Origin of the sequence: Sodalis sp. RH16 (genome assembly GCF_047324245.1) — a bacterium.
Taxonomy (GTDB): domain Bacteria; phylum Pseudomonadota; class Gammaproteobacteria; order Enterobacterales; family Enterobacteriaceae; genus Acerihabitans; species Acerihabitans ligni.
The window spans coordinates 269,475-295,640 of the sequence record NZ_CP178737.1; the positions used below are offsets into that span (position 1 = coordinate 269,475).

A 26,166-nucleotide genomic window follows, 5' to 3' on the forward strand; every position below is an offset into this window, starting at 1 on the left:
GCCCGGGCAGGGCAGACTAAAAAAAATCCCCCCTCTGCCACTCAAATTCATATGCCGCACGCCGAGCGGCCAAATAGATTTTCAACACCGCCAGCGAACGTAATTGCTGGCGTTGCTGAACCTGCTCTTCAAGCAGTTGATGTAATTTTTCGATGTGCTTCTTGAACTTGTTATCGATACCTCTAGTCGTTTTGGCGCCGAATTTTTCCCAAATCATGCCCGACAACGAAGAAGGATTTTCCGTCTCGGCCAGTTCGGCACTAAGCGACTTAATCCGCTGCTGCATCAGCGCGTTGATAGCGGGTATCTCAGCCTGGCTAAAATGGAAATCCGGGTCCGAATATCGGTGGTACATTTCCAGTATCGTCCAGACATCATGGTTTTTTTTAGCCTTGGACAATTGCACCATCAAAAGATGCTTTTCATTTTTTTTCGCCGGATCGCCTTCCCGATCGGGGTGCAGGATGTTAGCGAGCTTTTTGTACATCTTCTTCACTTCTGGCGATTTTAACAGACCATCCAAGGTTTGCTGCGCGTTGTCAATTTTTTGATCGGTGCGGCCGTCATCAGCTTCATTGCCATCACCATAGTCGTCGTCATAACCTGCGTCATCATCATGCAAGCCGGCTTTATCAAAATCTTCATAGTCATAGTCATCTTCATCGAAGATACTTTCAGCATCAGTGAACAGACGGTCCAATGTGTTGAACATCTTTTCAGGATTCATCATCAGCTCAATCAATTCCGCGTCGCTCAATTGTCCGTCTGAGCCGTACTCATCCTTGACGTACTGGCGAAATTCATCAATCTCATATTGAGTTGGCTCGTCGTCCGGTACCGTGTTCATGGCGAGAAACTGCTGACGTAGCGCTTCCAGATCGAGATGTTCATTAAATGGATAATGAAACAGCTCTTCCAATTCTTCCCCTATCCATGAAAACAGCGCTTCGCGATTATACTTTCCCAGCGTTTTTTTATCGGCAAATGAGATTAGCCGGAGGGTTTTGTCGTAGAGCGCCTGGACGTATTGGTGCTCAATGGGCAACACTTCCTGGCGGAATCGGGCCATGACAGCATCTTGCTGCTGCTGTTTTGTTGCCATCTCACGCTGCAACCGGTCAATGGTTTCCCAGTGCATCTGAAATTGCCGCTGCGGATCGCCTGTAGAAGATTTAGTGACGGGCCTGGATTTTGCCAATTTGCGTTGTGCCAACGAATTATCCTTTCTCGGAAGACCGCCTGTTGCTGGAATTTTACCATTTCATCCGCTTTTGACGAAAGAGGCGTCCCCGCTTGTTTCCCTGCCATAAAGACTCCGTTATCATGGGCGCTACGCTATAAGTGATAATTAATGAGAACAATCACCATCACTAACTTCATGAAAAACAGAGAAATGGATATCATAACTCCATGAGTACCACAGAAGATTTAGACAGCCATACACCCATGATGCATTGGTGTGTTGATGTTGATATTTAACGATTATTTTTAGAAAAGAAGGAAAGACTACACTTTAACCTACATTGTTATAACTTATTGATTTATAGTTCATTAATTTCACCCAGTCGAGTATAGCACTATAATTAAAGGCTGACGCTCTGGCAGTAACATCCGCAAAGTGGAATTCCCCAATGAACCGATATGATGTTTCCAACAGCGAAGGAAAGTTTGCCGAAGGCTCTGGCGAACAGGTCTTGGCAAACAAGCTGGGGATTTCCAATCCTGATGAAATTGACGGCGCGGAATTGGTTCTGTTGGAAAAATTTTATCAGACTATTTTTGAAGAGCAATTCCCCCTTGGGCGAATAACCGTTGCCATGATAAAAAGCTGGCATCGGCGCTGGCTAGAGAACATCTATGAGTGGGCAGGACAAGAAAGAACGGTGAATATCAGTAAAGGCGGCTTTATGTTTGCGCCTTCAGCCCAAGTACCGAAATTATTGAATGAGTTCGAAATAAGATACCTCGCCAAATACACTCCCCGCTCGGGGATGGACAAAGAGCACGTCACTGAAGCGATCGCCATTGTCCATGTCGAGCTGATACTCATCCATCCGTTCAGGGAAGGCAACGGACGATTATCGCGGCTACTGGCTGACGTTATGGCGGTGCAGGGAGGGTTTAATCCATTGGATTATCAAAGCTGGGAGCAAAACAAAAGCCAATACATATCAGCCATTCATGCAGGCATGTCCATGAATTATGAGCCGATAAAATATTGGGTTAGCAAAGCACTGGAAAACGCTTAATCTCCTAGACGAAGATGGGCGAATTTTTTGCGCTGGGCGTTGAGGGAGGCCTCAACTTGCTCCGAAGACCGGCCTGTTTCGATTGCCGTCGAGGTCACCACCGAACGGACAATCTGTTCGCGTGAGGGTTTGGTATAAGATCCCACCACTTTTTTACTACTGCTCATCACAACTCCCGTGCTAACGACTTACCACAAGCACATATTATAAGCTAAAAACGATGCTGATGTGTCGGCATTTTTTTCAATGAAAAAGGATGTTGGTTAGATGCAGAGTATGCGATTGATCATCTTGCTTGCTATTACACATGCACAGCAACTGAGCGGGGGAAGAAGCCAGGAGCGATATTTTTGATTACGTCGAAATGTTTTATAACAGTAAGCGTCGGCATGGCTCGAGCGATCAGATGTCACCGGCGGAATATGAACATCAATATTATCAACGGCTCGAAAGTGTCTAAATGATCCGTGGCGATTCACTAAGCTGACTGTCAGATCTGATTGGACCCAGAGTAGCAAGGCTGTCAGATTAATTACGAGTCAGTACAAATCAGATATATCCCTTATGCCACGCTATCCAAATAATCCGCCCATACCTGCAACCACTTCCTGCACTCGGCGCCATACTTATACAGGTTGTAAATCCCTTCAACCCCGCCACGCGTATGCCCCAGCACTGCCTCGGCAATTTCATTCGGGCATTGCAAATGAGACAATCCGGTACGAACGGTGCGCCGCAAGTCATGGGGGGGGAATATCCAGCATTTGATCTGACTCACGCAAACGCCATGAGTTTTCCGTCAGGTACTTCTGCTGAATAGGCAGCTTGGTTGCTTGCGAGGGAAATAGATATTTATTGGAGTTAAGGCGTAAAATTTTCAGGAAATCGATAGCCTGGGTGGATAACTGTACATCGCGCTCTACCCCGGCCTTGGTTTCCCGAAGATGCATGGTCCCTTTAGCAAGATCCACGTCGTCCCAGGCCATATTGCACACTTCGCCCGTTCGGTATCCCGTCCATAAGGTCAAGCGCAATACATTTTTAATGGTGGGAGCATAGGCTGATCCCGGCAGCCATTTAAGAAACTTAGCCAACTCGCTCTCGCTCAATACCCGGGTGCCACCCCCACAGGTGAGCTTGATTCTGGTCTGCCGTAAACTTGATTTTGCCAGCAAGGTCGGATTAGCAAAACTTTCTTCCAAGCACCCTAAGCCAATGGCAAACTCGTATGCCAGCGTGAGTTCCCTTAGAAGACCGCCAGCCTGAACCTTTGCGCCACGGCCAGTGACGTGTGCGGGAAGTTGCCGATTTTGACCTGGGTCAGCTTATTGATCAGTGGGCCGGTATAACGGTAAAAAAAGGTTTTGACGCCGGTCGAACCGCAACCGACACGCAGGCCACGGTTTTCACCGGTATCAGCCTTATCTTTATCTGTAGGTTTCATCATTTCTATCGCTTTTGACGAAAGAGGCGTCCCCGCTTGTTTCCCTGCCATAAAGACTCCGTTATCATGGGCGCTACGCTATAAGTGATAATTCATGAGAACAATCATCATCACTAACTTCATGAAAAACAGAGAAATGGATATCATAACTCCATGAGTACCACAGAAGATTTAGACAGCCATACACCCATGATGCAGCAGTACCTGCGCCTGAAGGCGCAGCATCCGGATATCCTGTTGTTCTATCGGATGGGGGATTTCTACGAGATGTTTTTTGACGACGCCAAACGGGCGTCGCAGCTGATGGATATTTCCCTGACCCGGCGGGGACAATCCGCCGGCGAGCCGATTCCCATGGCCGGCGTACCTTATCATGCGGTGGAGACCTATCTGGCCAAGCTGGTTCAGCTCGGCGAATCGGTGGCCATCTGCGAGCAAATCGGCGATCCTGCCCTTACCAAAGGCCCGGTGGAGCGTCGGGTGGTGCGGATCGTGACGCCGGGCACCTTGAGCGATGAAGCCCTGCTGAGCGAGCGCCAGGACAACCTGCTGGCGGCGGTATGGCATGACCAGCAAAGCTACGGTTATGCCACCCTGGATATCAGCTCCGGACGTTTTCTGGTTTGCGAGCCGGCGGATAGCGAGGCCATGGCCGCCGAGCTGCAGCGCACCAACCCGGCGGAGCTGCTTTATCCGGAGACCTTTTCGGAAATGGGTTTGATTGAGCATCGGCGGGGATTGCGCCGGCGGCCGATTTGGGAATTCGAGCTGGAAACCGCCCGCCAGCAGCTCAATCTGCAGTTCGGCACCCGTGATTTGAACGGTTTCGGCATCGAGCGCGCCGTGCGGGCCCTGCGGGCAGCCGGCTGCCTGCTGCAGTACGCTAAGGATACCCAGCGTACCAGTCTGCCGCATATCCGCGCCGTCACCCTGGAGCGCCAGCAGGACGGTATCGTGATGGATGCCGCTACCCGCCGCAATCTGGAGTTGACCCAGAATCTCGGCGGCGGAACCGATAATACGCTGGCGGATATTCTGGATCATACCGTGACGCCTATGGGCAGCCGCATGCTGAAACGCTGGCTGCATATGCCCACCCGGGATATCGCCGTGTTGACCCATCGCCAGCAAACCATACAGGCCCTTCAGGAGTGTTATGCCGAGCTGCAGCCCCTGCTGCGGCAAGTGGGGGATTTGGAACGGGTGCTGGCGCGCCTGGCGCTCCGCTCCGCCCGTCCCCGCGATCTGGGACGCATGCGCCATGCTTTTCAGCAGTTGCCGGAAATCCATGCCGTGCTCGCCGGGCATGACAACGAACATATCCGGCTGCTGCTCGGGCAAACCGGGCTGTTTACCGACCTGAAAGAACTGCTGGAACGGGCGGTGGTGGAAACGCCGCCGATACTGGTGCGGGACGGCGGCGTCATCGCGCCGGGCTATAATGCGGAACTGGATGAGTGGCGGGCGCTGGCGGACGGCGCCACGGACTATCTGGACCGCCTTGAGCTGCGGGAGCGGGAACGTACCGGCCTGGACACGCTGAAGGTGGGCTTCAACGCCGTGCACGGTTATTATATTCAGCTCAGCCGCGGTCAGAGCCGCCAGGCGCCGATCCATTATGTCCGCCGGCAAACGCTTAAAAACGCCGAGCGGTATATTATTCCGGAGCTTAAAGAGTACGAAGACAAGGTGCTGACGTCCAAAGGCAAAGCCCTGGCGCTGGAAAAGGCGCTTTACGATCAGCTGTTCGATATGCTGTTGCCCCATTTGGCGGCATTGCAGCAAAGCGCGGCGGCGCTGTCGGAGCTGGACGTGCTGAGCAATCTGGCGGAACGGGCGGAAACCCTGGATTATGTCTGCCCGACCCTCACCAGCGTGCCCGGCGTCAAAATCACCGCCGGCCGCCATCCGGTGGTGGAGCAGGTGCTGAGCGAACCCTTTATCGCCAATCCGCTGGCGCTGTCGGCCCAGCGGCGGATGCTGATTATTACCGGTCCGAACATGGGCGGTAAAAGCACCTATATGCGGCAGAACGCGCTGATTGTGCTGATGGCCTATATCGGCAGCTTTGTGCCGGCCGCACAGGCGGTCATCGGTCCGGTGGATCGCATCTTCACCCGTGTGGGAGCGGCGGACGATTTAGCCTCGGGCCGTTCCACCTTTATGGTGGAGATGACCGAAACGGCGAATATTTTACATAACGCGACGCCGCAAAGCCTGGTGCTGATGGATGAAATCGGCCGGGGCACCTCTACCTATGACGGGCTCTCCCTGGCCTGGGCCTGCGCCGAGAGCCTCGCCGGCCGCATCAAGGCCATGACCCTGTTCGCCACCCATTATTTTGAGCTCACCCAGCTACCGGAAAAAATGGAAGGGGTGGTGAATGTGCATCTGGACGCGCTGGAACAGGGAGAGACCATTGCGTTTATGCATACCGTACAGGACGGCGCCGCCAGCAAGAGCTACGGCCTGTCGGTGGCGGCATTGGCGGGGGTGCCGCGGGAAGTGATTAAACGCGCCCGGCAAAAGCTGAAGGAGCTGGAAAACCTGTCTGTCCACGCCGCCACCGGTACAGTGGATGGTTCACAGCTCTCGTTGCTGCAGCCGGAGCCGGAAGAGATATCGCCGGTAGTGACGGCACTGACCGAACTGGATCCCGACGCGCTGTCTCCGCGCCAGGCCCTGGAGTGGCTCTACCGGCTGAAGGGAATGCTGTAATCATATTACTGTGTTTTTGGCGGTGGCATGACTCCCGCCACCGCTTCCCGACGTCACAGGTTCAGCCTTAACAATTCAAAAGCCCGCTCGGGGCGGGCTAAAATTAAACCTTCTGTTCTTTTACCAAAAAAAATCCACACCCTGCCTGAGGATTTTTTTGGGGACATAGCTGCTTAACCCGGAATTTTGGCAGTATTCAATGAGCCCTTGTGAGGAATTGACGCCGATTTTGCTATAGATCACACCCAATCTGTTCTCGACAGTTCTGGCTGAAAGACACAATCTGCCGGCAATCTCTTTAGATGTAAGTTTTTGAGTTGCATAAAAAATTACATCGAGTTCCTTTTCAGTAAAAATATTGTCTGGAGGAGTCAATGTGATTATGGATGGCTTTAGATTATTGAAAAAATCGCACACTGAAAGAAAGTTAAATTTTTTACCATAAAAAATACTGCCGATAACCTCTCCATCGTGATTGTATATAGGAAATTTTGGACAGTACCACGGCTCTAGTATGGAATCGCGACCAAAATAGGATGTCGTGATGATTTCCGCACCCTCTTTACTGGACTCGGCCTTTCTATCATGCGCCTTATATTCAGGGGCCTGTTCGGACCATTTGGTTGGAAATTCCTCATCAAGCCGCCCCTCAAAGTCAAACCCAGCCGGGATATTAAAAAAATCCATGCACGATTCATTGATGTAAACAAAACGAGAATCATTAGTTTTTATCGCCCAGGGGATTGTCGAATGTTCCATCATCGAGATGATGGGAATTTTACTCAATGAATCAATCGTTAAACATCCATTCCCCGGTGTGTTTTGCTGCTCCATATAGGCCTCCTGCAGATTGTTAAACGACTCAAAGAAATTACTTTTCCATTGGGTAAAGTTAACAATACTCACATTGATGGCATTCAACAGAGTAGGACCTGCTCAAACTTTAGCGTCGTGTAAACAACGTATAAAAATTGTGCAGGAGACGGGAGGACACACGCTGACCAAACATGCCACCGTTGAAGGTTCCATGTGCGGCGGCACAATAAAAAACGGTGGGATTTACATCCCACCGTTTTTATGTGGCGCGCCGGGCAAATTCACGGATATTATTCGCGAAAAAGTGCCTCGAGGTTCAGCCCCTGCCCTTGCAGGATTTCACGCAGTCGACGCAGCCCTTCAACCTGGATTTGACGAACGCGCTCGCGGGTCAAACCGATTTCACGACCGACATCTTCAAGCGTAGCGGCTTCATAGCCTAACAAACCGAAACGTCTGGCCAGCACTTCGCGCTGTTTGGCATTCAGTTCGAATAACCATTTCACGATGCTTTGTTTCATGTCATCGTCTTGAGTGGTATCTTCCGGCCCGCTGTCTTTCTCGTCAGACAAGATATCCAGCAGCGCTTTTTCGGAATCCCCACCCAGCGGGGTATCAACTGATGTTATCCGCTCGTTAAGCCGCAGCATGCGACTGACATCATCAACGGGTTTATCAAGCTGCTCGGCGATTTCTTCCGCGCTTGGCTCGTGATCCAGTTTATGCGACAGTTCTCTGGCGGTACGCAGATAAACGTTCAGTTCTTTTACGATATGGATTGGTAAACGAATGGTACGGGTTTGATTCATGATCGCCCGTTCAATAGTCTGCCGAATCCACCAGGTTGCGTAAGTAGAAAAACGGAATCCCCTTTCAGGATCGAATTTCTCTACCGCACGAATCAGGCCGAGGTTGCCTTCCTCAATCAAATCCAGTAAGGCAAGTCCGCGATTACCGTAACGACGGGCAATCTTCACCACCAGCCGCAGGTTACTTTCAATCATCCGACGCCGTGAGGCAACATCACCCCGAAGTGCACGTCTGGCAAAATAAACTTCTTCCTCAGCGGTAAGCAGCGGCGAATATCCGATCTCACCCAAATAAAGCTGAGTAGCATCCAGCACTCGCTGGCTTGCTGCCTGAGAAAGCAGCTCTTCTTCCGCTAAATCATTATCAGCGGGCTCATCTACCAGCGCCTTCTCGTCAAATGTTTCAGCACCATTCTCATCGAATTCAGCATCTTCATGTAACTCGTTAAGCTTCAACGTATTTTGGCTCATAAGTGGCTCCTACCCGTGATCCCAGGACAGAATACCGAAATATTCCGACCAATTTATCGCTGCGGAAGATAACGCAGCGGGTTTACGGATTTCCCCTTGTAACGAATTTCAAAATGCAATCTTACTGAGCTGGTTCCTGTACTACCCATGGTAGCGATAGACTGTCCCGCCTTCACTTCCTGTTGTTCCCGGACCAGCATCGTATCATTATGGGCGTAAGCACTCAGATAGTCATCATTATGTTTGATGATTATCAGATTACCATACCCTCGCAGCGCGTTGCCGGCATAAACAACCCGGCCATCTGCCGTAGCCTTCACAGGCTGTCCGCGTGAACCGGAAATATCGATGCCCTTGTTTCCGCCTTCTGCCGCGGAGAAGCTGTCGATGATTTTCCCGTCCGTCGGCCAGCGCCAGCCGGCTATCGCAGTGCTGCCAGACGAAACAGCGCCTGACGTCGTGCTTGGGGCGGTAACTGGCGCGGTAGTCGTGACAGTGGTGGTCACAACAGCGCCAGATGAGGGTAACATTTTGCTGCCGTTTGAGGGCAACATTTTCCCTACATTCTGTTTACCTGAATCGTCAGAATACGCATTGTTTGCTTGGGAATCAATACCCGTGCTCACCATTTTCGTATTTGACGGCGGGTTTGGTACGACATTGGCGCCTGCGCTGATCGGCCGATTATAGGTGCCTGCCAGCATGCCGCCGCCACCCGTTACGGCTCCGCTACCGGGTTGAGGTGATGTCGTTCCGTTACTTACTACAGCTGTGCTACCGGTAAGGGGTGCCGTTCCGTTACTTACCTGTAATGTTTGACCAACATTTAACCCATAAGGTTCCGGAATATTATTTCTTTTTGCCAAATCGCGGTAATCGTTACCGGTGATCCAGGCGATATAGAACAGCGTATCGCCCCGCTTTACCTGGTACGTGGAGCCGCCGGCATAGGAACCTTTGGGAATGGTATTGTAACTGCGGTTATAAACATAATTCCCTTGCTGGGGGGTGTTGATTCCACTGACGGGTGCGGCCCGATTTTGCTGAACCGGCATCGGCATCGACATTTGCGACGGGGGTGGCGGAGTCGTCATTTCGCCGTTATTATCGCCGCCCACGCTGCTGATGGGTGCTGAAGATTCATTACTGGCGCAACCGGCCAACCCGATACTGCCCGCCATTGCACAAACCGCAACGCGGCGCCAATAGCATTTTGGGCTTCCCATGCTCATCTCTCCCCTATGGCAGCAACGCCAATTATCATTCCAAACATGCTAGACACTAACGTTATACATCCAATTACCTCTCATGACCCCATGAATGAGAGTATTTTCAGCGCTTTCCGAAAACAAACATTCTGTTGTCAATGCTAGCAATATAAGGCGGAGGGTGCCATACACCAGTTGTATAGAAGTTTAAAAAAAGGCGATAGTGGCAAAGGGGGGACAGGTCCGCTCCGTTAGCATCGGGGAAGGTCAAGGACTGATACATGAAATTCGCTAATCTATCGCCAGGGCGGCGTTACGCCAGTTCCCCTTTAATCAGCGGCACGAAACGAACCGCTTCCACGGTTTCCACCAGATATTCGCCGCCCTGGCGGCGAACGGTGGTCAGGTCCTGGGTATCCTCTCCCACCGGCAACACCATAATGCCGCCCTCATCCAATTGCGCCATCAGGGCGGAAGGTATTTCCGGCGGCGCGGCGGTAACGATAATGGCGTCGAAGGGTCCGCGGGATGGCCAGCCCAGCCATCCGTCGCCGTGACGGGTGGAGACATTATGCAGATCCAGCTGTTTTAGGCGGCGCTTGGCCTGCCATTGCAGCTTTTTTATGCGCTCCACCGAGCAGACATGCTGCACCAGGTGGGCCAGAATCGCGGTCTGATAGCCTGATCCAGTGCCGATTTCCAAGACCCTGGAGGTGGGCTGCAGGCGCAGCAGCTCGGTCATGCGGGCGACGATATAAGGCTGGGAGATGGTCTGGCCGGAGCCTATGGGCAAGGCCGTATTATCGTAAGCCTTGTGCTCGAAGGCTTCATCGATAAAGCGTTCCCGGGGGACAGTTTCTATCGCCTGCAGCAGCCGCTCATCCTGGATGCCTTGCTGCCTGAGTTGAGCTATCAGTGTCTGCGTGCGCCGGTTTACCATTTCCCGCTGACCTCCGCTTTAGCCAGCCATGACGTGAGTACCGATTGGGCGGAATAGGCGGTCAAATCCACCTGCAGCGGCGTGATGGAAACAAAGCCTTGCTCAATGGCGGCGAAATCGGTATCGGGCCCGTTATCAAAGGTTTCCCCCGGCGGCCCGATCCAGAACATTTCGTGCCCGCGGGGGTCCCGCTGCGCGATGGCCTGATTGGCGGGATGTCGGCTGCCGCAGCGGGTCACCTTAATGCCCTTCAGTGAAGACAACGGCAGATCCGGTACGTTGACGTTAAGGATTTTACCGGTGCGCAGCGGCTCCTGCGCCAACGCCCGGATCAGGCGGCAGGCCACCATGGCGGCGGTATCGTAATGTCGTTCGCCGTTGAGGGAGATAGCCAGCGCCGGGAACCCCAGATGCCGTCCCTCCATAGCCGCGGCAACGGTACCGGAATAGATGACGTCGTCCCCCAGATTCGCGCCGGCATTGATACCCGATACCACGATCTCCGGCACCGGCCGCATCAGGACGTTCACGCCGAGGTAAACACAATCCGTAGGCGTGCCGGACTGTACCGCGATATCGCCGTTGGCGTGCTTAACCGTTCTTAACGGCATATCCAGCGTCAACGAGTTGGACGACCCGCTCCGGTTGCGATCGGGCGCGACAATCTGCACGTCGGCAAATTCACGCAGGGCAACCGCCAGCGTTTGAATGCCGGGGGCATGGACTCCATCATCATTACTTAGCAATATGCGCATATCATGATTGGCTTTATTAATTATTAATAGTGAATAACGCGCCGTCCACCCATAGGACGCAAAAACCAGCCTGTTCCTTGAGGTTATCAATGAACGGCAGCAGGCTGGGAATAAAAGCAATAATGGCATGAAACGCCACGGTGGTGAAGCCTGGAGTTCAGGCCGTTACGTAAAATTCGCCGCGGCCGGGATCACCAGGCGCCCTCCAGCGGCGCGTCCAGCAATTCACGCACCACACTGGTGGCGAAACTTCCCGCGGGCAGCGCAAACGACAGCTGCAAGGTGGCGTCGTCATGCCAGCGCCACTGCATGTCCGCCGGATGGAGCAGCATGGCGCGGCGGGCCGGTTCTACCCGCTCGCGGACAAGCAACGCCAGCAGGTCGGGCTGGCGCTCCAGACAGGCTTGCTCAAACAGCAAGGCTTCACGCACCGTGCCCGGCTCGCCGTTTCCCGGCAAGGGCGCGGTGATGTTCAGCTCGCCTTGCCGCACGCGCGCATCCAGGGAGGGCAGTTCGTCGTCAGTGGCGACAAACCAGCTGCCCCGGCCTGCCAGCTGCAGCGCGTCGCCGCTCATAAGATGCCAGCGCCCCAAGCGGGACAGCCGTTCGCTCACCACGGCGTTGAACAGGGCGCTGCGGGCGGCGGAGAGATAAAAGCTGCGTTTGGCGCGATCTTTGACGTGAATTTCCCCACGGGCCCAATGCAGCGCTTGGGCGATATTGTTGCCCTGATGGCCGAAACGCTGGCTGCCGAAGTAATTCGGCACGCCGTCCCTGCGGATAGCCGTTAACCGTTGCTCAACCGCCGGGGGATTGCTGACGTCGCGCAGCACCAGGGTGAAGCAGTTGCCCTTCAGGGTGCCGATGCGCAGTTTTCGGCGATGGCGGTGGGTTTGCAGGACAGTGCATCCCGCCAGCTGGAAGACGTTGAAATCCGGCGTTTCCTTGCCGGGCAGGTGCAGGCAGAACCATTGTTCGGTCACCGCATGGCGATCTTTCAAGCCGGCATAACTCACCGCCCGGTCGGGCAGGCCGGCGAATTTCGCCAGAGCCTGCGCCACGAAAGGGGTATTGCAATCCTGTTTGCGCACGCGCACCAGAACGTGTTCCCCTTCACCGTCCGGCTCGAAGCCCAGGTCTTCCTGCACCAGGAAATCCTCCGGGCGGGCCTTGATTAGGCCGCTCGCCGCCGGTTCGCCATGCAGGCGGTACAGTGTCTGGAAATCCATCATAGGGTTTTATGCAGCAAGACCACCGCCTCGCAGGCAATGCCCTCGCCCCGGCCGGTAAACCCCAATTGCTCGGTGGTGGTGGCCTTTATGCTGACCTCGTCCATATGACAGCCGAGATCTTCGGCGATATTGATGCGCATCTGCGGAATATGCGGCGCCATTTTCGGCGCCTGGACGATAAGGGTGATATCGATGTTGCCCAGACGGTAGCCTTTGGCCCGGATGCGTTGCCAGGCCTCCCGCAGCAGCACCCGACTGTCGGCGCCTTTAAACGCCGGATCGGTATCCGGAAACAGCTTGCCGATATCCCCCAGCGCCGCGGCGCCGAGCAGGGCATCGGTGGCGGCATGCAGCGCCACATCGCCATCGGAATGCGCCAACAGGCCCTGGCAGTAGGGTATGCGGACGCCGCCGATAACCAGCGGGCCGGGCCCGCCGAATTTATGCACATCAAAACCATGACCGATTCGCATTAACGGTTCTCCTTTTTATGCGGGCGCGTTAAAAGTGCGCGTTTTGCAACGAGGGGGATAACAATCGGGAAAAATAGAATGCCGCCAACGCCAGATCTTCCGGGCGGGTAATTTTGATATTGTCCGAACGGCCGGGCACCAGCAGCGGCTGGTAACCGCAATGCTCCAGCGCCGACGCTTCATCGGTGATCACGGCGCCGTCGTTCAGCGCACGGGAAAGGCAGGACTTGAGCAGCGGCAGCGGGAATAATTGCGGCGTCAGTGCGTGCCAGAGATCCCGGCGCTCCACGGTATGATCGATGGCGCCGCCGGGACCGGCGCGTTTCATGGTGTCCCTTACCGGCGTCGCCAGAATGCCGCCGACGACGGAGGACGCGGTAATCGCCAGCAAACGCGCCAGATCGTCCTGGTGCAGACAGGGGCGGGCGGCGTCGTGTACCAGCACCCAGTCGGCGCCATGGGCCTGGTCCAGGGCGGCCATCACCGAATCGGCCCGCTCCTTGCCGCCGATGACCCGGCTCACCCGCGGATTATCCGCCAGGGGCAGACGGGCGAAGCGCCGATCGTCCGCGCTCACCGCCACGATCGCCCGGCGGATGCAAGGCTGGCGCAGCAGCGCCTCAACGGCATGCTCCAGCAAGGTTTTACCGGCGATGGTGAGATACTGCTTCGGACAGTCATTCTGCATGCGGCTGCCGATACCGGCGGCCGGCAAGATGGCGATAACATCGGGGAAAACTTCAGAGGCCATTATTGATTATCTTGTGAAATCGGGGCGGCCGGCTGGCGTTTGGATTGATCCGGCACCAGGCGATAAAAACTTTCCCCCGGCTTTATCATGCCGAGTTCATTGCGCGATCGTTCTTCAATGGCCTCTTGGCCATCGTTGAGATCGTCGATTTCAGCAAACAGCTGATCATTGCGCGCTTTAAGCTTGGCATTACTGCCCTGCTGGACCGAAACGTCGTCCTGAACCCGGACTAAATCATGAACACCGTTCTTTCCAAGCCACAAGGAATATTGCAGCCAGCCAAGCAGTACCAGTAATAGCAGCGTTAGTTTACCCATTCCGCCCCCTGATAGACTGCGCAATCATCCCATAACTTGTGACCGGACTCCACTCCAGCCGATAAAATGACGTGCAAAACCGGCAAAAAGACGTTTTTCCGCCCTGATTGACGATGGCTATTTACCATTTGTTACCGGAACTCACTCAAAACGGCCATTACCAGCCGGTGAGCAAGGAGAAAACCAGCCAGAAAAGGCTGAATACCGACAGGCCGCTTAGCAGTATCATCAGCAAGACCCGTGCCGCCAGCAGGGTGCCGATAATAATACCGATCAGGACCGACAGGGGCAGCAACGCCAGGAAGAACGGCCAGGTGTAGAGCAGGAAAAACAGGGCGTTGGCGCCATAAACCATAATCGGCACGGCGAAGGCCACCCAATAAAAGAGAAAACCCGCCATGGCGCCCCAGAAACCATAGGCCGGCTCCTCGGTTCCGCGTTCACCGCCACGGGCGCTGATAGGCTTCACCGTAACGGGTATGACGTGCTTGGACTGGGTAACATTCAGCATACATCTTAATCCCTGGGCTCTAAATACACCGGCATGCTCCGAGACGCAGAGCCGACAAGATATCTCAGGGTTTGATAATAACGCGGCCGCGCAGCAGGTCTAATAAATGGTCGGTCAAATATGTTACCAATTGTTGGCCGTCCAGATGAATTTCAGGCTGTTCCGGCGCTTCATAAACCGAGTCGATACCGGTGAAATCAGGCAGCTTGCCGGCGCGGGCTTTTTTATACAGCCCCTTCGGATCCCGGGCTTCGCACACCGCCAGCGGCGTATCCACGAATACTTCGATGAAACGTCCCGCCGGCAGCATATCGCGCACCATGCGCCGCTCGGCGCGATGGGGCGAAATAAACGCCGTCAGCACCACCAGACCCGCATCCACCATCAAGCGGGCGACTTCCCCCACCCGGCGGATATTTTCCCGCCGGTCGGCGTCGTTAAAACCCAGATCCCGGCATAAACCGTGGCGGACATTGTCACCATCCAATAAATAAGTGCTTACACCCGTCCGGTGCAATGCCTGCTCGAGAGCGCCGGCGAGGGTGGATTTACCGGATCCCGACAGGCCGGTGAACCAGATGACCACGCCCTGGTGCCGGTGCAGTTTCTCGCGATCTTCCCGCGCCACGGGATGATCGTGCCAGACGATATTCTCTTCCGCCGGGTCCGCCATGGCTATTTTCCCCCCATTAAATCACGGACGCCCCAGTGGGGAAAATGTCGGCGGACCAAAGCGTTCAGTTCCAGTTCAAACTCGCTGTAAAGGGCCGGCTCCCGGTAAACGTCCGCCAGCGGTTCGCGCACCATGCCGGCGCCGACGGTGACATTGCTCAGCCTGTCGATAAAAATCATGCCGCCGGTTACGGCGTTATGCGGATATTTGTCCAATACCATCGGCTCGTCGAAGGCCAGTTCCACCAAACCGATGCCGTTAAGAGGCAGGCTGTCCGCCACCCGCTGCGTCAGGCTGTTGATCTCCACTTGGTACTGGATGTTCTCCACCCGGGCCCGGGTCTTTTTACCGGCGATTTTAATATCGAAACTTTGCCCCGCCACCAGCGGCTGCTCGGTCATCCATACTACGTCCACGCTGGCGTTACGCACCGGCTGCAGGGTCTCTTTGGCATCCACGATGATATCGCCGCGGCTGATGTCCACCTCATCCGCCAGAACCAGGGTCACCGCCTCGCCCCACCAGGCCTCGGTCAAATCGCCGTCAAAGGTGACAATGCGGGCAATGGTGGAAGTGACGCCGGAGGGCAGTACTTTGATTGCCTGGCCGACCCGCAATACGCCTGAAGCGACGGTGCCGGCATAGCCGCGGAAATCCAGGTTGGGGCGGTTGACATACTGCACCGGAAAACGCATCGGCTGCTGTTCGTCCAGATGAATCACTTCCACCGTTTCCAGGACATCCAGCAGCGTCGGGCCTTTATACCAGGGCATGGTGCGGCTCGGCTGCGCCACGTTATCGCCGTCCAGGGCTGAAATGGGCACAAAGGTAATGCTCAAGTCCACCGGCAGCTCTTCGGCGAACAGCAGATAATCCTGTTTGAACCGTTCGAAAACCGCCTGATCGTAGTCCACCAGATCCATCTTGTTTACCGCCACCACCAGATGGCGGATCCCCAGCAGCGTGCTGATAAAGCTGTGCCGCCGGGTTTGATCCAAGACGCCCTTGCGCGCATCAATCAGCAGGACCGCCAAATCGCAGGTGGAGGCGCCGGTGGCCATATTGCGGGTATATTGTTCATGTCCCGGGGTGTCGGCAATGATGAATTTGCGTTTTTCGGTGGAGAAGTACCGGTACGCCACATCAATGGTAATACCCTGCTCGCGCTCGGCCTGCAGGCCGTCCACCAGCAGGGCCAGATCCAGCTTTTCCCCCTGGGTGCCCAGGCGTTTGCTGTCGGAATGCAGGGTGGAGAGCTGGTCTTCATAAATTTGCCGGGTGTCATGCAACAGGCGGCCGATGAGGGTGCTTTTGCCGTCGTCCACGCTGCCGCAGGTGAGAAAACGCAGCAGGGTCTTATGCTGCTGCGCGTGAAGGTAGGCCTCCACACCGCCCTGCTCGGCGATTTGTTTAGCGATTACATCATTCATGGCGATGGCTCCTTAAAAATAACCCTGACGCTTTTTCAGTTCCATCGATCCGGATTGATCGCGGTCGATTACCCGGCCCTGCCGTTCGCTGGTGGTGGCCACCAGCATCTCCTCAATGATTTCCGGCAGGGTGCGGGCGTTGGATTCCACCGCGCCGGTGAGCGGCCAGCAGCCCAGGGTGCGAAAACGCACCATCCGCTGGGCAATCACTTCACCGGGTTGTAAATTGATACGGTCGTCGTCCACCATCATCAGCATGCCGTCGCGTTCCAGGATTGGACGAGGCTTAGCCAGATAAAGCGGCACGATTTCGATATTTTCCAAAAAGATGTACTGCCAGATATCCAGCTCGGTCCAGTTGGAGAGCGGGAATACCCGGATGCTTTCCCCTTTGTTGATTTGGCCGTTGTAGTTGCGCCACAGCTCAGGACGCTGGTTTTTCGGGTCCCAGCGGTGCAGGCGATCGCGAAAGGAGTAAATGCGTTCCTTGGCGCGGGACTTTTCCTCATCGCGCCGCGCACCGCCAAAGGCGGCATCGAAACCGTATTTATTCAGCGCCTGCTTCAGCCCTTCGGTTTTCATGATGTCGGTGTGTTTGGCGCTGCCGTGAATAAAGGGATTGATCCCCATGGCGACCCCATCCGGATTGCGATGGACCAGTAATTCAAGGCCATAGGCTTTGGCGGTATAGTCCCGGAACTCATACATTTCGCGAAATTTCCAGCCGGTATCCACGTGCAGCAGCGGGAACGGCAGCGTGCCGGGAAAGAACGCCTTGCGCGCCAGATGCAGCATCACCGACGAGTCTTTGCCGATGGAGTACATCATCACGGGATTAGCGAATTCAGCGGCGACTTCACGGATGATATGGATACTTTCCGCCTCCAGTTGCCGCAAATGAGTGAGTCGTTGTTGATCCATATTTACATCCTCAAGCCAGATTGACCAACGACGCGCGTTTCTGCGCCGCTAAAGCTGTTTGTCCGAACCAGGCGATTTCGTCATGCAGGGAGACGACTTCGCCGATAATCAGCAAGGCCGGTGTCGGCGCCTGTTGCGCCAGGTCAGCGAGTTTTTCCAGCGTGCCGGTGAAAACCTGCTGATCCGGCCGGGTGCCGCGGCCGATAACCGCCACCGGCGTGAACGGCGATCGGCCGTGTTTGATGAGCTGCCGGCTGATTTCGGCCGCTTTCATCACGCCCATATAAATCGCCAGGGTTTGCCGGCCGCGGGCCAGGGCCGGCCAATCCAGCTGTTCGCCGCCGGGGCGCAGATGGCCGGTGATAAAAGTCACGCTTTGGGCATGATCCCGGTGGGTCAGCGCGATGCCGGCGTAGGCGGCGGCACCGGCGGCGGCGGTCACGCCGGGCACCACCTGGAATGGAATGCCGGCGGCGGCCACCGCCTGCAGCTCTTCGCCGCCGCGGCCGAATATAAAGGGGTCGCCGCCTTTGAGGCGCACCACCCGTTTGCCCTGCCGCGCATGAAGAATAAGCAGCCGATTGATCTCTTCCTGGGCCATGGAGTGGGCGCCGCACCGTTTGCCCACGGCAATCCGCTCGGCATCGCGCCGCACCAGTTCCAGGATGTCCTCGCTCACCAGGTTATCGAACAGTACCACGTCCGCCTGTTGAATCAGTTGCAGGCCGCGCAGGGTCATCAGCCCGCTATCGCCGGGGCCGGCCCCCACCAGCGCAACGTCGCCCCCGGCTTCTGCTTCGGCGGTCAGGCCCTGTTGCAGCGCTTCTTCGGCATTGGCTGTCAGCCCTTGTTGCAAGACCTCCTCGGCATTAACAAGCTGCCCCTGCGCCACCAGGGTGGCGAAGCGGCCTTCAAGAGCCTTTTCCCAAAAACGGCGGCGCCCGGCAACCGAAGGGATATGCCGTTTGACCCGTTCACGCCAGGCACCGGCAATATCCGCCATCGGCCCGAGGAACGACGGCAGCAGCGATTCCAGCTTTTCCCGCAGGATACGCACCAGCACCGGCGCTTTCCCGCCGGAGGAGATGGCGACGGTTATCGGCGACCGATCGACAATGGAGGGGAAAATAAAGGAGCATAAGGGCTGGCAGTCCACCACATTGACCAATATCTGGCGCTTATCGGCCGCGGCAAAGACCTCGGCATTGAGATCCCCATCATCGGTGGCGGCGATCGCCAGGAAAACGCCCTCCAGCATATCTTCGGAAAATTCCTGGCCAAGCCAGTGGATAGCCTTCAACTGCGCCTGTTGTTCCAGTTCGGGCGACAGCCGGCGCGCGACCACCCTGACCTGCGCGCCGGCGCGCAGCAGCAATTGGATTTTACGCGCGGCGACATCGCCTCCGCCGACAACCAGCACAGGGCGTTGCCTGAGATCGGCAAACAGAGGTAAATAATCCACGGCAACCTTTAACGATGTGACTTAGCAATAAAATGACTATACGTCTTGCAGATAGGTTCTATTAAATTCTTAATTGGAATTACATTTGCTTTAATGGAATAACGCTGCAATTGACATACGGCCGCCGAAGCGCAACCAATCGTGCGGTAAGCGCCATAAGCCGGAGGGTACAAATTGTGTTAGCCCTGCGGGCGTTACATACTATACCCAGTGAGTAGCGGCAATACAGACAGCCGCATCGATTAACAAGGAAAAGGTTTATGTTTCACCTCGGTCGCATTACGCGAACCAGGTTCGTGGGCCACAGTAAGCGCGCCAGGCTCGTTCTGGGCTTAAGCGGTTTGCTGACGGTATGTCTGCCGGCCTTCGCGGCGCCAGACCATTATGCGCAAGAGCAGATGCGCTATATCGCCACCTATTTCCCCGGGCGCATGGCGGGAAGTCCGGCTGAATTGATGGCTGCGGAATACCTGCAGCGGCGCCTGGCGCAGATGGGTTACCAAAGCAATCTGCGTACCTTTAATACCCGATACCAATTTCATGGCAGCGACGGCAAGGCCGACTGGCGCAAGATTTCCGCCACCTCGGTGATTGCCGCCAAAGCCGGCGCCACCGGCGGCGAAATCTTGGTCATTGCCCATTCAGATACGTTTATGCCGCGCAGCGACGGCGATCTGAATAACAATCTTGGGGGATTGACCTTGCAGGGGGTGGACGATAATGCCTCCGGCCTCGGCGTCATGCTCGATCTGGCCCGGCGGCTCGGGCCGGTTCCCCTCGCGGTAGGGGTGCGTTTCGTGGCGCTCAGCGCCGGCGAACCCGAGACACTGGGGGCCGAGGATTATCTGCAGCGGATGACGCCGCAGGAAAAGCGCAATACCCTGTTGGTGATTAATCTTGATAGCCTGATCGGCGGCGAAAAACTGCGGGTGGACTACAGTCCGGACAGCGGCGACAGCCGTCTGCTGGGGCTGGTGAAAGACCTGGGAACCCGGGCGCGCCAGGCGGGCATTCCGTTGATACTCAATACCGGCATCCGCGCCGCCGCCGAATGCAGCACCGACGCCCTGCCCTTCGCCAAAGCCGGCTTCGCGGTACTGGATGTCGGTTCGGGCATCGCCGGAAACCGATGCCGTGAACGCAACGTCAGCCGCAATTTCCCCCACGGCATGGTGCGTTACCAGAGTCCCCTCGATAATCTGACCTACCTGGATCGCCACCTCACCGGCCAAATGGATAAACGCGCCCGGGATAGCTTGGCGCTGCTCGGACCGATGCTGGAAAGACTCACCGGGGCAGATAAGCCCAAGGGATAATCGCCGGCAACGGTGCGTGCTTCGCCCGCCGCCGGCTAACTTACGCTTACCGGGGGATTATTTAGTCCCAATGGCGTTACCGGACCAGAAAGGCGCGCCCATGCCCGTTTTCACCTCGCCGCTCATCTTTGAGGCCTGCGGCTGAGCGGCGGCGGTCTTTTGGCTTGCGGTGACGACCGGCGCGGGTTTGGGCCGTTTGAAATCATCCATCATATTGCCGGTCCAGAACGGAGCGACGATGGGATCGGCGAAGACCACGTCTGAGAAAAGAATAGGTATAGCGATGAAAACGCCGGCGAGACAAAATTTTATGTTCATGATATAACCCGTCAGATTGAATGAATGTTAAACGATAATGGCCAACGTAGTGCGGCATGCCGGCATGGCGTCATTTATCCGTCTGGCCGCTAGCGTTAAAAATGAAGGTAATCCGGCGCGTTGAAAAGTTCGTCCGGGTAACAATTTTCTTTGAGGTTTTCTGATATTTTATTCAAAGACAGACTATTTAGTGGCGTTATTATTCCCTTAAAGAAAAATAATCCCTTGTAATGTAAGTTCTGCGTAAAAATCATGAAGAAATTAAGGATTAAGTATGATTTGTGTCAGACTTGGCAAGGCGGATGAATGGGCGTTCTGTCGCATCACAAGATAAGATATTAAGAAAATCATGGGTTTTCAATAGATATTGCAGCACAACTGGCAGCAGCGGGAAACAATCAGCAAATATAAGACCAGAAAAATTCATCTGCCTGTCACAAATAAGGCCGTTAGGCGGGGTTTGGGGAAAAGAGGATACGCAGATGCCGATTTTAACTATCGTACAATTATGAATAGCGACATATTAATTTACATGAGGTCATGATGAATGACCGGTAAAACCAAGGTACATAAAAATATATTTATTCTTAGATTTGTTTCAGTCAGTTATATTTAAACAAAGATTTATCATACTTCAGCATGCTGAATAATTCGCCACCAAGGCTCTGCAATAATTTAAACCTATAAATAGATTAGCGGGATTTATTAATATACCCAAACTAATTCGAGTTGCAGGAAGGCGGCGACGCCGCGACAAATCTGCCGGGAACAGATTTGAACGCGATTCGTCGCGGCCCCGATAGGGGCAAGGCTCATGGATAAGCCGAGTATTGCCAACACACCTGCAACTTATCCCTTGAAAAGTCTGCACGGCAGGTTTTACCACGAACTCAGCCCTCGTGCAGGCCGCATTCCCGCTTCAGGCCGAAAAAGCGGGTTTCCTCTTCGCTCATACCCGGCTCCCATTTGCGTGTGGTGTGGGTATCCCCCACCGAAAGATAACCCTGTTCCCACAGCGGATGGTAATCCAGGCCATGCTGCTTCAGATACTGGTACACCTGGCGGTTATCCCAGTCGATAATCGGCAGCAGCTTGAATACGCCGCGCTGGATAGCCAGCACCGGCAGGCTGGCGCGGCTGCCGGACTGCTCCCGGCGCAGGCCGGCCAGCCAGCTTTGCGCCTGCAGCTGGCTCAGCGCCCGGTTCATGGGCTCGACTTTATTGATTTGGTTATATTGCTCGATACCTTCCACCCCCTGCTCCCACAGCTTGCCGTAGCGGGCTTCCTGCCAGGCGGGGGACAGCTGTGCGCGAAAGACCTGCAGGTTAAGCTGCAATTTTTCGGTCAGGGCGTCGATAAACTGATAGGTTTCCGGGAACAAATAACCGGTATCGGTGAGGATCACCGGGATATTCGGCCGTTGTCGGGTGACCAGATGCAGACACACCGCCGCCTGGATGCCGAAACTGGACGACAGCACCACTTCCCCCGGCAGGTTGTCCAGCGCCCAGCCCACCCTCTGCTCGGCGGTCAGCGCCTCCAGCCGAAGGTTGATATCGGCCAGGGCCTCCGTCTGTTGCGCCTTATCCAGCGCGTTAAGGCTGTTCAGATTCAGTTCGGTCATAGAAACCCCCGGGTTAATCGTAGAAGTCGCGGGCCGGATCGATAACCGGCTTGACGATTCCGGCACGCAAGACAAAATCGCCAAAGGCTTCCTGCGGCTGGCGCTCGGCGGCCCAGCGGCCGGTCGTATCATCAATAATCTTTAAAATCTCGCTGTCGGTGATATTTTCCCGGTACATGCGCGGAATACGCACACCGCTGCGATCGCCGCCCAGATAGAGGTTATAGCGGCCGACGGCTTTGCCCACCAGGCCGATTTCCGCCAGCATGGAACGGCCGCAGCTGTTGGGGCAGCCGGTCACCCTTAAAATGATTTCGTCGTTCGCCAGTCCGTGGGCCGACATGATCCCTTCCACTTGGGTCACGAACCCCGGCAGAAAACGCTCCGCTTCCGCCATGGCCAGCGGACAGGTCGGAAACGCCACGCAGGCCATTGAGGCCTTGCGCTGCAGGGTCACGTCGTCATTGATCAGACCGTATTGCCGTGCCAGCGCTTCGATTTTGGCTTTATCACGGGTCGCCACGCCGGCGACAATCAGGTTTTGGTTGGCGGTCAGCCGGAAATCCCCTTTATGGATACGGGCGATCTCCGCCATCCCGGTTTTGAGCAATCGGTCCGGATAATCCAGTATACGGCCGTTTTCAATAAAGAGGGTAAGATGCCAGCGGTTTTCCACCCCTTTGACCCAGCCGAAACGATCGCCCCGTTCGGTAAAATGATAAGGGCGGATGGGTTCGAATTGAATGCCGGTGCGCCTTTCCACTTCCGCTTTGAACGCCTCAACCCCCACCCGTTCCAAGGTATATTTGGTGCGGGCATTTTTGCGATTGGAACGGTTGCCCCAGTCGCGCTGGACGCCCACCACCGCCTCGGCGAACGCCAGGGTGTGCTCCGCCGGAATGTAGCCGAATTCGCTGGCGGCGCGGGGATAGGTGGAGGTATCGCCATGGGTCATGGCCAGGCCGCCCCCCACCAGGACATTAAAGCCGACTAATTGCCCCTGTTCGCTGATGGCTACGAAGTTAAGATCGTGGGCATAGGCATCCACATCGTTCAGGGGCGGTACAACTACCGTGGTTTTGAACTTGCGCGGCAGATAAGCGGGCCCGAGAATCGGTTCGGAATCGGTGGTTTCGCTTTTTTCACCATCCAGCCAAACTTCGGCGTAGGCATGGGTTCTGGGCAGCAGATGCTCGGATATTTTTTTCGCCCATTCATAGGCTTGCTGATGCAGCACAGATTCCACCGGGTTGGCGCTGCACATCACGTTGCGGTTAACGTCGCCGGCGGTGGCGATGGAATCCAGTCCCAGCCGGTGCAGCATCTGATGCGCTTTCTTCAAATGGGGCTTAAGCACGCCGTGGAACTGAAAGGTCTGGCGGGTGGTGAGACGAATGCTGCCGTACAGGGTATCCGAGGCGGAGAACTCATCGATGGCCAGCCATTGCTTAGGGGTGATAATCCCCCCCGGCAGGCGGCAGCGCAGCATCATATTGATAAGCGGCTCCAGCTTCTGCTCGGCCCGTTCGGCGCGCAGATCGCGGTCATCCTGCTGATACATGCCGTGAAAGCGGATCAGCTGGAAATTATCACTGGTAAATCCGCCGGTTAATGTGTCGTTAAGATCTTCGGCGATGGTACCGCGCAGAAAATTGCTCTGCCCTTTTATCCGCTCATTATCGGACAGGGGCGGGGAAGGTTTTTTTTCACTCATTAATAGACGTCCCGCTGATAACGGCGCTCAACGCGCAGTTCACTTAAAAATTCATCGGCCTGTTCAGTATCCATGCCGCCGTGTTCGGCCACCAGTTGCAGCAATGCCTGCTCGACGTCCTTTGCCATATGATTGGCGTCGCCGCAAACATAAATATGCGCGCCCTGCTGGAGCCAGCGCCAGACTTCCGCGCCTTGCTCACGCAACCGATCCTGGACATAAATTTTCTGGGCCTGATCCCGGGACCAGGCGAGATCTATCCGGGTGAGCAATCCCTCTTTTTTATAGCGTTGCCATTCCACCTGATACAGGAAATCATCGGTAAAATGCGGGTTGCCGAAAAACAGCCAGTTCTTGCCGGTGGCGCCATCCGCTTCACGCTGTTGCATAAACGCGCGAAACGGGGCGATGCCGGTGCCGGGACCAATCATGATGACCGGCGTGTCGCCGCTCTCGGGCAGGCGGAAATTATCATTATGCTCGATAAAAACGCGCACCTGGCCATCTTCCGCCAGCCGATCCGCCAGATATCCGGACGCTCCGCCGGCGCGGGCCCGTCCGTCCACCTCATAACGCACGGCGGCGACGGTAATGTGCACCTCGTCTTCCGTCTCGGCCTGTGACGACGCGATGGAATAGAGGCGCGGCGTCAGCGGTCTGAGCAAGCCCAGCAGCTGCTCCGGGGTCAGCTCCGCCGGCGCTTGCCGGACCATATCCACGATGGGCGTGGTCTGGGCATAGTGCTGCAGCGCGGCTTTATCGGCCGTAAGGGAGAGCAATCCCTCATCACGGGCCAGGGCGGCGTATTTTTCCACGATGACGGTGGTATTCTGGGTCAGTTCAATATGGCCGCGCAGGGCCTCCGCCAGGGGCATCAGCGTGCCGTCCACCTGCACCGGCTGCTCGCCTTTGAGCCACAGCAGTTCCAACAGCTCATCCACCAGGGCCGGGTCATTTTCAAACCAGACGCCCAGGGCATCGCCCGGCTGATAACGCAGGCCGGAATCCCCCAGCGAAATTTCCAGGTGCCGGATATCTTTTACCGACCGGCGGCTGGTGATTTTTTGATTTACCGACAGCGTCGCCGCCAGCGGCTGCTCTTTGGTATAAGGCGTCGCATCCACTTGGTCCAGGGCGCCGCTCAGGGTCTGTTGCTGCCCCGCCGGGCTTTCCCGCGGGATCCGCTCTTTGAGCAGCGCTACGATATCCTTGCGCCAGGCTTCCGCCACGGCCTGATATTCCACATCGGCATCAACCCGGTCATGCAGCCGTTGCCCGCCGAGCTCCGCCAGGCGCTGATCAAAATCCTTGCCGATTTTGGCAAAATGCTCATATGAGGTATCCCCCAGACCGAATACGGCAAACTGGGTATCATCCAGGCGCGGCGCCTTTTTCGAAAACAGGTATTTATAGAGGGCAACCGCTTCTTCCGGCGGATCCCCCTCGCCCTGGGTGGAGGCGATAATCACCAGGAGCTTTTCCTGGGCGATATTCTTGAATCGATAGTCGCCGGCGTTCACCAGATTGACATCCAGCGGGGCGGCTATCAGGGCATCCCGCAGCTGTTCGGCCAGCCGCCGCGCATTGCCGGTTTGCGAGGCGGACAGCAACGTGACGGACTGGGCCTTGGGCTGGGCCGGCGCCGCGGCGGCTACCGCCGTGACCGGTTGCTGGACCTGCCCCCAAAAGTAACCGGATAGCCAGGCCATTTGCAAGGGTGAGAGGTCGCCGGTGGCGGCTTGCAAACGGGCCAATTGTTCCGGATCCAACGGGAGCAAAGAAGTGGGTGGAGCCTGAGTCGTCATTGCTGCTGAATTTCCTTATGCTTACCGGGTTAGCCGGGCATTTATTATGGGATCGTTAGAGTTTGTAAGGTTACCCAGTGTGATGCAATCTATAAAAGATGCGATGGCAATAATAAATAACCAAATAGCCTAAAGAGTAATTTCGGTTAAACTTATCGATTAAAGTAATAACCCCCTGTCCGCTCCGGCAAAAAGGGAGGGCGAAGTG

23 protein-coding genes and 2 pseudogenes are annotated in these 26,166 nt (G+C 55.6%); 4 read left to right on the top strand and 21 right to left on the bottom strand.

Annotated elements, in window-relative coordinates:
• Positions 1-16: 16 nt before the first annotated feature.
• Positions 17-1,213: a hypothetical protein gene (locus tag ACL2XJ_RS01300; RefSeq protein WP_413725421.1), complete on the bottom strand. Its 1,197-nt coding sequence runs from the start codon at positions 1,211-1,213 to the stop codon at positions 17-19.
• Positions 1,214-1,631: 418 nt separating this feature from the next.
• Between ACL2XJ_RS01300 and ACL2XJ_RS01305 the strand changes: the two genes are divergently transcribed.
• Positions 1,632-2,249: a Fic/DOC family protein gene (locus ACL2XJ_RS01305; protein ID WP_413725422.1), complete on the top strand. Its 618-nt coding sequence runs from the start codon at positions 1,632-1,634 to the stop codon at positions 2,247-2,249.
• Here ACL2XJ_RS01305 and ACL2XJ_RS01310 read toward each other — a convergent pair.
• Positions 2,246-2,416 (bottom strand): hypothetical protein, encoded by a 171-nt coding sequence (locus tag ACL2XJ_RS01310; RefSeq protein WP_413725423.1) that lies wholly within the window; start codon positions 2,414-2,416, stop codon positions 2,246-2,248. The genes ACL2XJ_RS01305 and ACL2XJ_RS01310 overlap by 4 nt on opposite strands.
• Positions 2,417-2,577: 161 nt before the next feature.
• Between ACL2XJ_RS01310 and ACL2XJ_RS01315 the strand changes: the two are divergent.
• Positions 2,578-2,709, top strand: a pseudogene (locus ACL2XJ_RS01315) (IS3 family transposase); the annotation flags it as partial.
• A gap of 102 nt (positions 2,710-2,811) precedes the next feature.
• On the opposite strand, the pseudogene ACL2XJ_RS01320 reads toward ACL2XJ_RS01315, so the two are convergent.
• Positions 2,812-3,744 (bottom strand): annotated as a pseudogene (locus tag ACL2XJ_RS01320) (tyrosine-type recombinase/integrase).
• A gap of 102 nt (positions 3,745-3,846) precedes the next feature.
• On the opposite strand from ACL2XJ_RS01320, the gene mutS reads away from it, so the two are divergent.
• On the top strand, positions 3,847-6,411 hold the full coding sequence (gene mutS, locus ACL2XJ_RS01325) for a DNA mismatch repair protein MutS (protein WP_413725424.1): 2,565 nt from the start codon (positions 3,847-3,849) through the stop codon (positions 6,409-6,411).
• A gap of 120 nt (positions 6,412-6,531) precedes the next feature.
• Here mutS and ACL2XJ_RS01330 read toward each other — a convergent pair whose 3' ends face one another.
• The 14 genes from ACL2XJ_RS01330 to cysG all read right to left on the bottom strand — a co-directional run bounded on the left by ACL2XJ_RS01330 (position 6,532) and on the right by cysG (position 19,180).
• Positions 6,532-7,245, bottom strand: a complete 714-nt coding sequence (locus ACL2XJ_RS01330; protein ID WP_132926164.1) for a helix-turn-helix transcriptional regulator — start codon at positions 7,243-7,245, stop codon at positions 6,532-6,534.
• Positions 7,246-7,517: 272 nt separating this feature from the next.
• Positions 7,518-8,507: an RNA polymerase sigma factor RpoS gene (gene rpoS, locus ACL2XJ_RS01335; protein ID WP_132926162.1), complete on the bottom strand. Its 990-nt coding sequence runs from the start codon at positions 8,505-8,507 to the stop codon at positions 7,518-7,520.
• Positions 8,508-8,560: 53 nt separating this feature from the next.
• On the bottom strand, positions 8,561-9,733 hold the full coding sequence (gene nlpD / locus ACL2XJ_RS01340) for a murein hydrolase activator NlpD (protein ID WP_413725425.1): 1,173 nt from the start codon (positions 9,731-9,733) through the stop codon (positions 8,561-8,563).
• A 295-nt stretch (positions 9,734-10,028) separates the two neighbouring features.
• The gene (locus ACL2XJ_RS01345; protein ID WP_132926158.1) at positions 10,029-10,655 is read right to left on the bottom strand and encodes a protein-L-isoaspartate(D-aspartate) O-methyltransferase; all 627 of its coding nucleotides are present in this window, start codon (positions 10,653-10,655) and stop codon (positions 10,029-10,031) included.
• Entirely contained in the window at positions 10,649-11,410 is a 762-nt protein-coding gene (gene surE / locus ACL2XJ_RS01350; RefSeq protein ID WP_132926156.1) for a 5'/3'-nucleotidase SurE, read from the bottom strand. The genes ACL2XJ_RS01345 and surE overlap by 7 nt, the downstream gene beginning before the upstream one ends.
• 191 nt (positions 11,411-11,601) lie before the next feature.
• Positions 11,602-12,639 carry a tRNA pseudouridine(13) synthase TruD gene (truD, locus tag ACL2XJ_RS01355; RefSeq protein WP_413726836.1) on the bottom strand — a complete coding sequence of 346 codons (1,038 nt, stop codon included), beginning with the start codon at positions 12,637-12,639 and terminating at the stop codon, positions 11,602-11,604.
• Positions 12,639-13,115 carry a 2-C-methyl-D-erythritol 2,4-cyclodiphosphate synthase gene (gene ispF, locus ACL2XJ_RS01360; protein ID WP_413725426.1) on the bottom strand — a complete coding sequence of 159 codons (477 nt, stop codon included), beginning with the start codon at positions 13,113-13,115 and terminating at the stop codon, positions 12,639-12,641. The genes truD and ispF overlap by 1 nt, the downstream gene beginning before the upstream one ends.
• A 28-nt stretch (positions 13,116-13,143) precedes the next feature.
• Positions 13,144-13,866 carry a 2-C-methyl-D-erythritol 4-phosphate cytidylyltransferase gene (gene ispD, locus ACL2XJ_RS01365; RefSeq protein ID WP_132926153.1) on the bottom strand — a complete coding sequence of 241 codons (723 nt, stop codon included), beginning with the start codon at positions 13,864-13,866 and terminating at the stop codon, positions 13,144-13,146.
• Positions 13,866-14,183 carry a cell division protein FtsB gene (gene ftsB / locus ACL2XJ_RS01370; RefSeq protein WP_132926151.1) on the bottom strand — a complete coding sequence of 106 codons (318 nt, stop codon included), beginning with the start codon at positions 14,181-14,183 and terminating at the stop codon, positions 13,866-13,868. Before ftsB ends, ispD begins: the two co-directional genes overlap by 1 nt.
• Before the next feature lie 157 nt (positions 14,184-14,340).
• Positions 14,341-14,694 (bottom strand): DUF3561 family protein, encoded by a 354-nt coding sequence (locus tag ACL2XJ_RS01375; protein WP_132926150.1) that lies wholly within the window; start codon positions 14,692-14,694, stop codon positions 14,341-14,343.
• Between the two features lie 64 nt (positions 14,695-14,758).
• The gene (cysC, locus tag ACL2XJ_RS01380) at positions 14,759-15,367 is read right to left on the bottom strand and encodes an adenylyl-sulfate kinase (RefSeq protein ID WP_132926148.1); all 609 of its coding nucleotides are present in this window, start codon (positions 15,365-15,367) and stop codon (positions 14,759-14,761) included.
• Between the two features lie 2 nt (positions 15,368-15,369).
• A complete protein-coding gene (cysN, locus tag ACL2XJ_RS01385) occupies positions 15,370-16,797 on the bottom strand; it encodes a sulfate adenylyltransferase subunit CysN (RefSeq protein ID WP_413725427.1) in 1,428 nt (475 codons plus the stop codon).
• Between the two features lie 12 nt (positions 16,798-16,809).
• The gene (cysD, locus tag ACL2XJ_RS01390; protein WP_203523820.1) at positions 16,810-17,718 is read right to left on the bottom strand and encodes a sulfate adenylyltransferase subunit CysD; all 909 of its coding nucleotides are present in this window, start codon (positions 17,716-17,718) and stop codon (positions 16,810-16,812) included.
• A 10-nt stretch (positions 17,719-17,728) separates the two neighbouring features.
• Entirely contained in the window at positions 17,729-19,180 is a 1,452-nt protein-coding gene (gene cysG, locus ACL2XJ_RS01395; protein ID WP_413725428.1) for a siroheme synthase CysG, read from the bottom strand.
• A gap of 260 nt (positions 19,181-19,440) precedes the next feature.
• On the opposite strand from cysG, the gene ACL2XJ_RS01400 reads away from it, so the two are divergent.
• Positions 19,441-20,496: an aminopeptidase gene (locus ACL2XJ_RS01400; RefSeq protein WP_413725429.1), complete on the top strand. Its 1,056-nt coding sequence runs from the start codon at positions 19,441-19,443 to the stop codon at positions 20,494-20,496.
• A gap of 57 nt (positions 20,497-20,553) precedes the next feature.
• Here the strand turns inward: ACL2XJ_RS01400 and ACL2XJ_RS01405 are convergent, their stop codons facing one another.
• From ACL2XJ_RS01405 to cysJ, 4 genes are all read right to left on the bottom strand, one after another.
• Complete coding sequence (locus ACL2XJ_RS01405; RefSeq protein ID WP_413725430.1) at positions 20,554-20,814, bottom strand: hypothetical protein; 261 nt, start codon at positions 20,812-20,814, stop codon at positions 20,554-20,556.
• 890 nt (positions 20,815-21,704) lie between these two features.
• A complete protein-coding gene (locus ACL2XJ_RS01410) occupies positions 21,705-22,439 on the bottom strand; it encodes a phosphoadenylyl-sulfate reductase (protein ID WP_413725431.1) in 735 nt (244 codons plus the stop codon).
• Positions 22,440-22,452: 13 nt separating this feature from the next.
• Positions 22,453-24,153, bottom strand: coding sequence for an assimilatory sulfite reductase (NADPH) hemoprotein subunit (gene cysI / locus ACL2XJ_RS01415; protein WP_413725432.1), 1,701 nt, complete (start codon positions 24,151-24,153; stop codon positions 22,453-22,455).
• Positions 24,153-25,958, bottom strand: a complete 1,806-nt coding sequence (cysJ, locus tag ACL2XJ_RS01420) for an NADPH-dependent assimilatory sulfite reductase flavoprotein subunit (protein ID WP_413725433.1) — start codon at positions 25,956-25,958, stop codon at positions 24,153-24,155. The genes cysI and cysJ overlap by 1 nt, the downstream gene beginning before the upstream one ends.
• Positions 25,959-26,166: the final 208 nt, after the last annotated feature.

Bases quoted from the DNA above. Each gene is read 5' to 3' on its own strand.
- ACL2XJ_RS01305 (WP_413725422.1), top strand. From the start codon at position 1,632: ATGAACCGATATGATGTTTCCAACAGCGAAGGAAAGTTTGCCGAAGGC.
- ACL2XJ_RS01310 (WP_413725423.1), bottom strand. From the start codon at position 2,416: ATGAGCAGTAGTAAAAAAGTGGTGGGATCTTATACCAAACCCTCACGC.
- mutS (WP_413725424.1), top strand. From the start codon at position 3,847: ATGAGTACCACAGAAGATTTAGACAGCCATACACCCATGATGCAGCAG.
- ACL2XJ_RS01330 (WP_132926164.1), bottom strand. From the start codon at position 7,245: ATGGAGCAGCAAAACACACCGGGGAATGGATGTTTAACGATTGATTCA.
- rpoS (WP_132926162.1), bottom strand. From the start codon at position 8,507: ATGAGCCAAAATACGTTGAAGCTTAACGAGTTACATGAAGATGCTGAA.
- nlpD (WP_413725425.1), bottom strand. From the start codon at position 9,733: ATGGGAAGCCCAAAATGCTATTGGCGCCGCGTTGCGGTTTGTGCAATG.
- ACL2XJ_RS01345 (WP_132926158.1), bottom strand. From the start codon at position 10,655: ATGGTAAACCGGCGCACGCAGACACTGATAGCTCAACTCAGGCAGCAA.
- surE (WP_132926156.1), bottom strand. From the start codon at position 11,410: ATGCGCATATTGCTAAGTAATGATGATGGAGTCCATGCCCCCGGCATT.
- truD (WP_413726836.1), bottom strand. From the start codon at position 12,639: ATGGATTTCCAGACACTGTACCGCCTGCATGGCGAACCGGCGGCGAGC.
- ispF (WP_413725426.1), bottom strand. From the start codon at position 13,115: ATGCGAATCGGTCATGGTTTTGATGTGCATAAATTCGGCGGGCCCGGC.
- ispD (WP_132926153.1), bottom strand. From the start codon at position 13,866: ATGGCCTCTGAAGTTTTCCCCGATGTTATCGCCATCTTGCCGGCCGCC.
- ftsB (WP_132926151.1), bottom strand. From the start codon at position 14,183: ATGGGTAAACTAACGCTGCTATTACTGGTACTGCTTGGCTGGCTGCAA.
- ACL2XJ_RS01375 (WP_132926150.1), bottom strand. From the start codon at position 14,694: ATGCTGAATGTTACCCAGTCCAAGCACGTCATACCCGTTACGGTGAAG.
- cysC (WP_132926148.1), bottom strand. From the start codon at position 15,367: ATGGCGGACCCGGCGGAAGAGAATATCGTCTGGCACGATCATCCCGTG.
- cysN (WP_413725427.1), bottom strand. From the start codon at position 16,797: ATGAATGATGTAATCGCTAAACAAATCGCCGAGCAGGGCGGTGTGGAG.
- cysD (WP_203523820.1), bottom strand. From the start codon at position 17,718: ATGGATCAACAACGACTCACTCATTTGCGGCAACTGGAGGCGGAAAGT.
- ACL2XJ_RS01400 (WP_413725429.1), top strand. From the start codon at position 19,441: ATGTTTCACCTCGGTCGCATTACGCGAACCAGGTTCGTGGGCCACAGT.
- ACL2XJ_RS01405 (WP_413725430.1), bottom strand. From the start codon at position 20,814: ATGAACATAAAATTTTGTCTCGCCGGCGTTTTCATCGCTATACCTATT.
- ACL2XJ_RS01410 (WP_413725431.1), bottom strand. From the start codon at position 22,439: ATGACCGAACTGAATCTGAACAGCCTTAACGCGCTGGATAAGGCGCAA.
- cysI (WP_413725432.1), bottom strand. From the start codon at position 24,153: ATGAGTGAAAAAAAACCTTCCCCGCCCCTGTCCGATAATGAGCGGATA.
- cysJ (WP_413725433.1), bottom strand. From the start codon at position 25,958: ATGACGACTCAGGCTCCACCCACTTCTTTGCTCCCGTTGGATCCGGAA.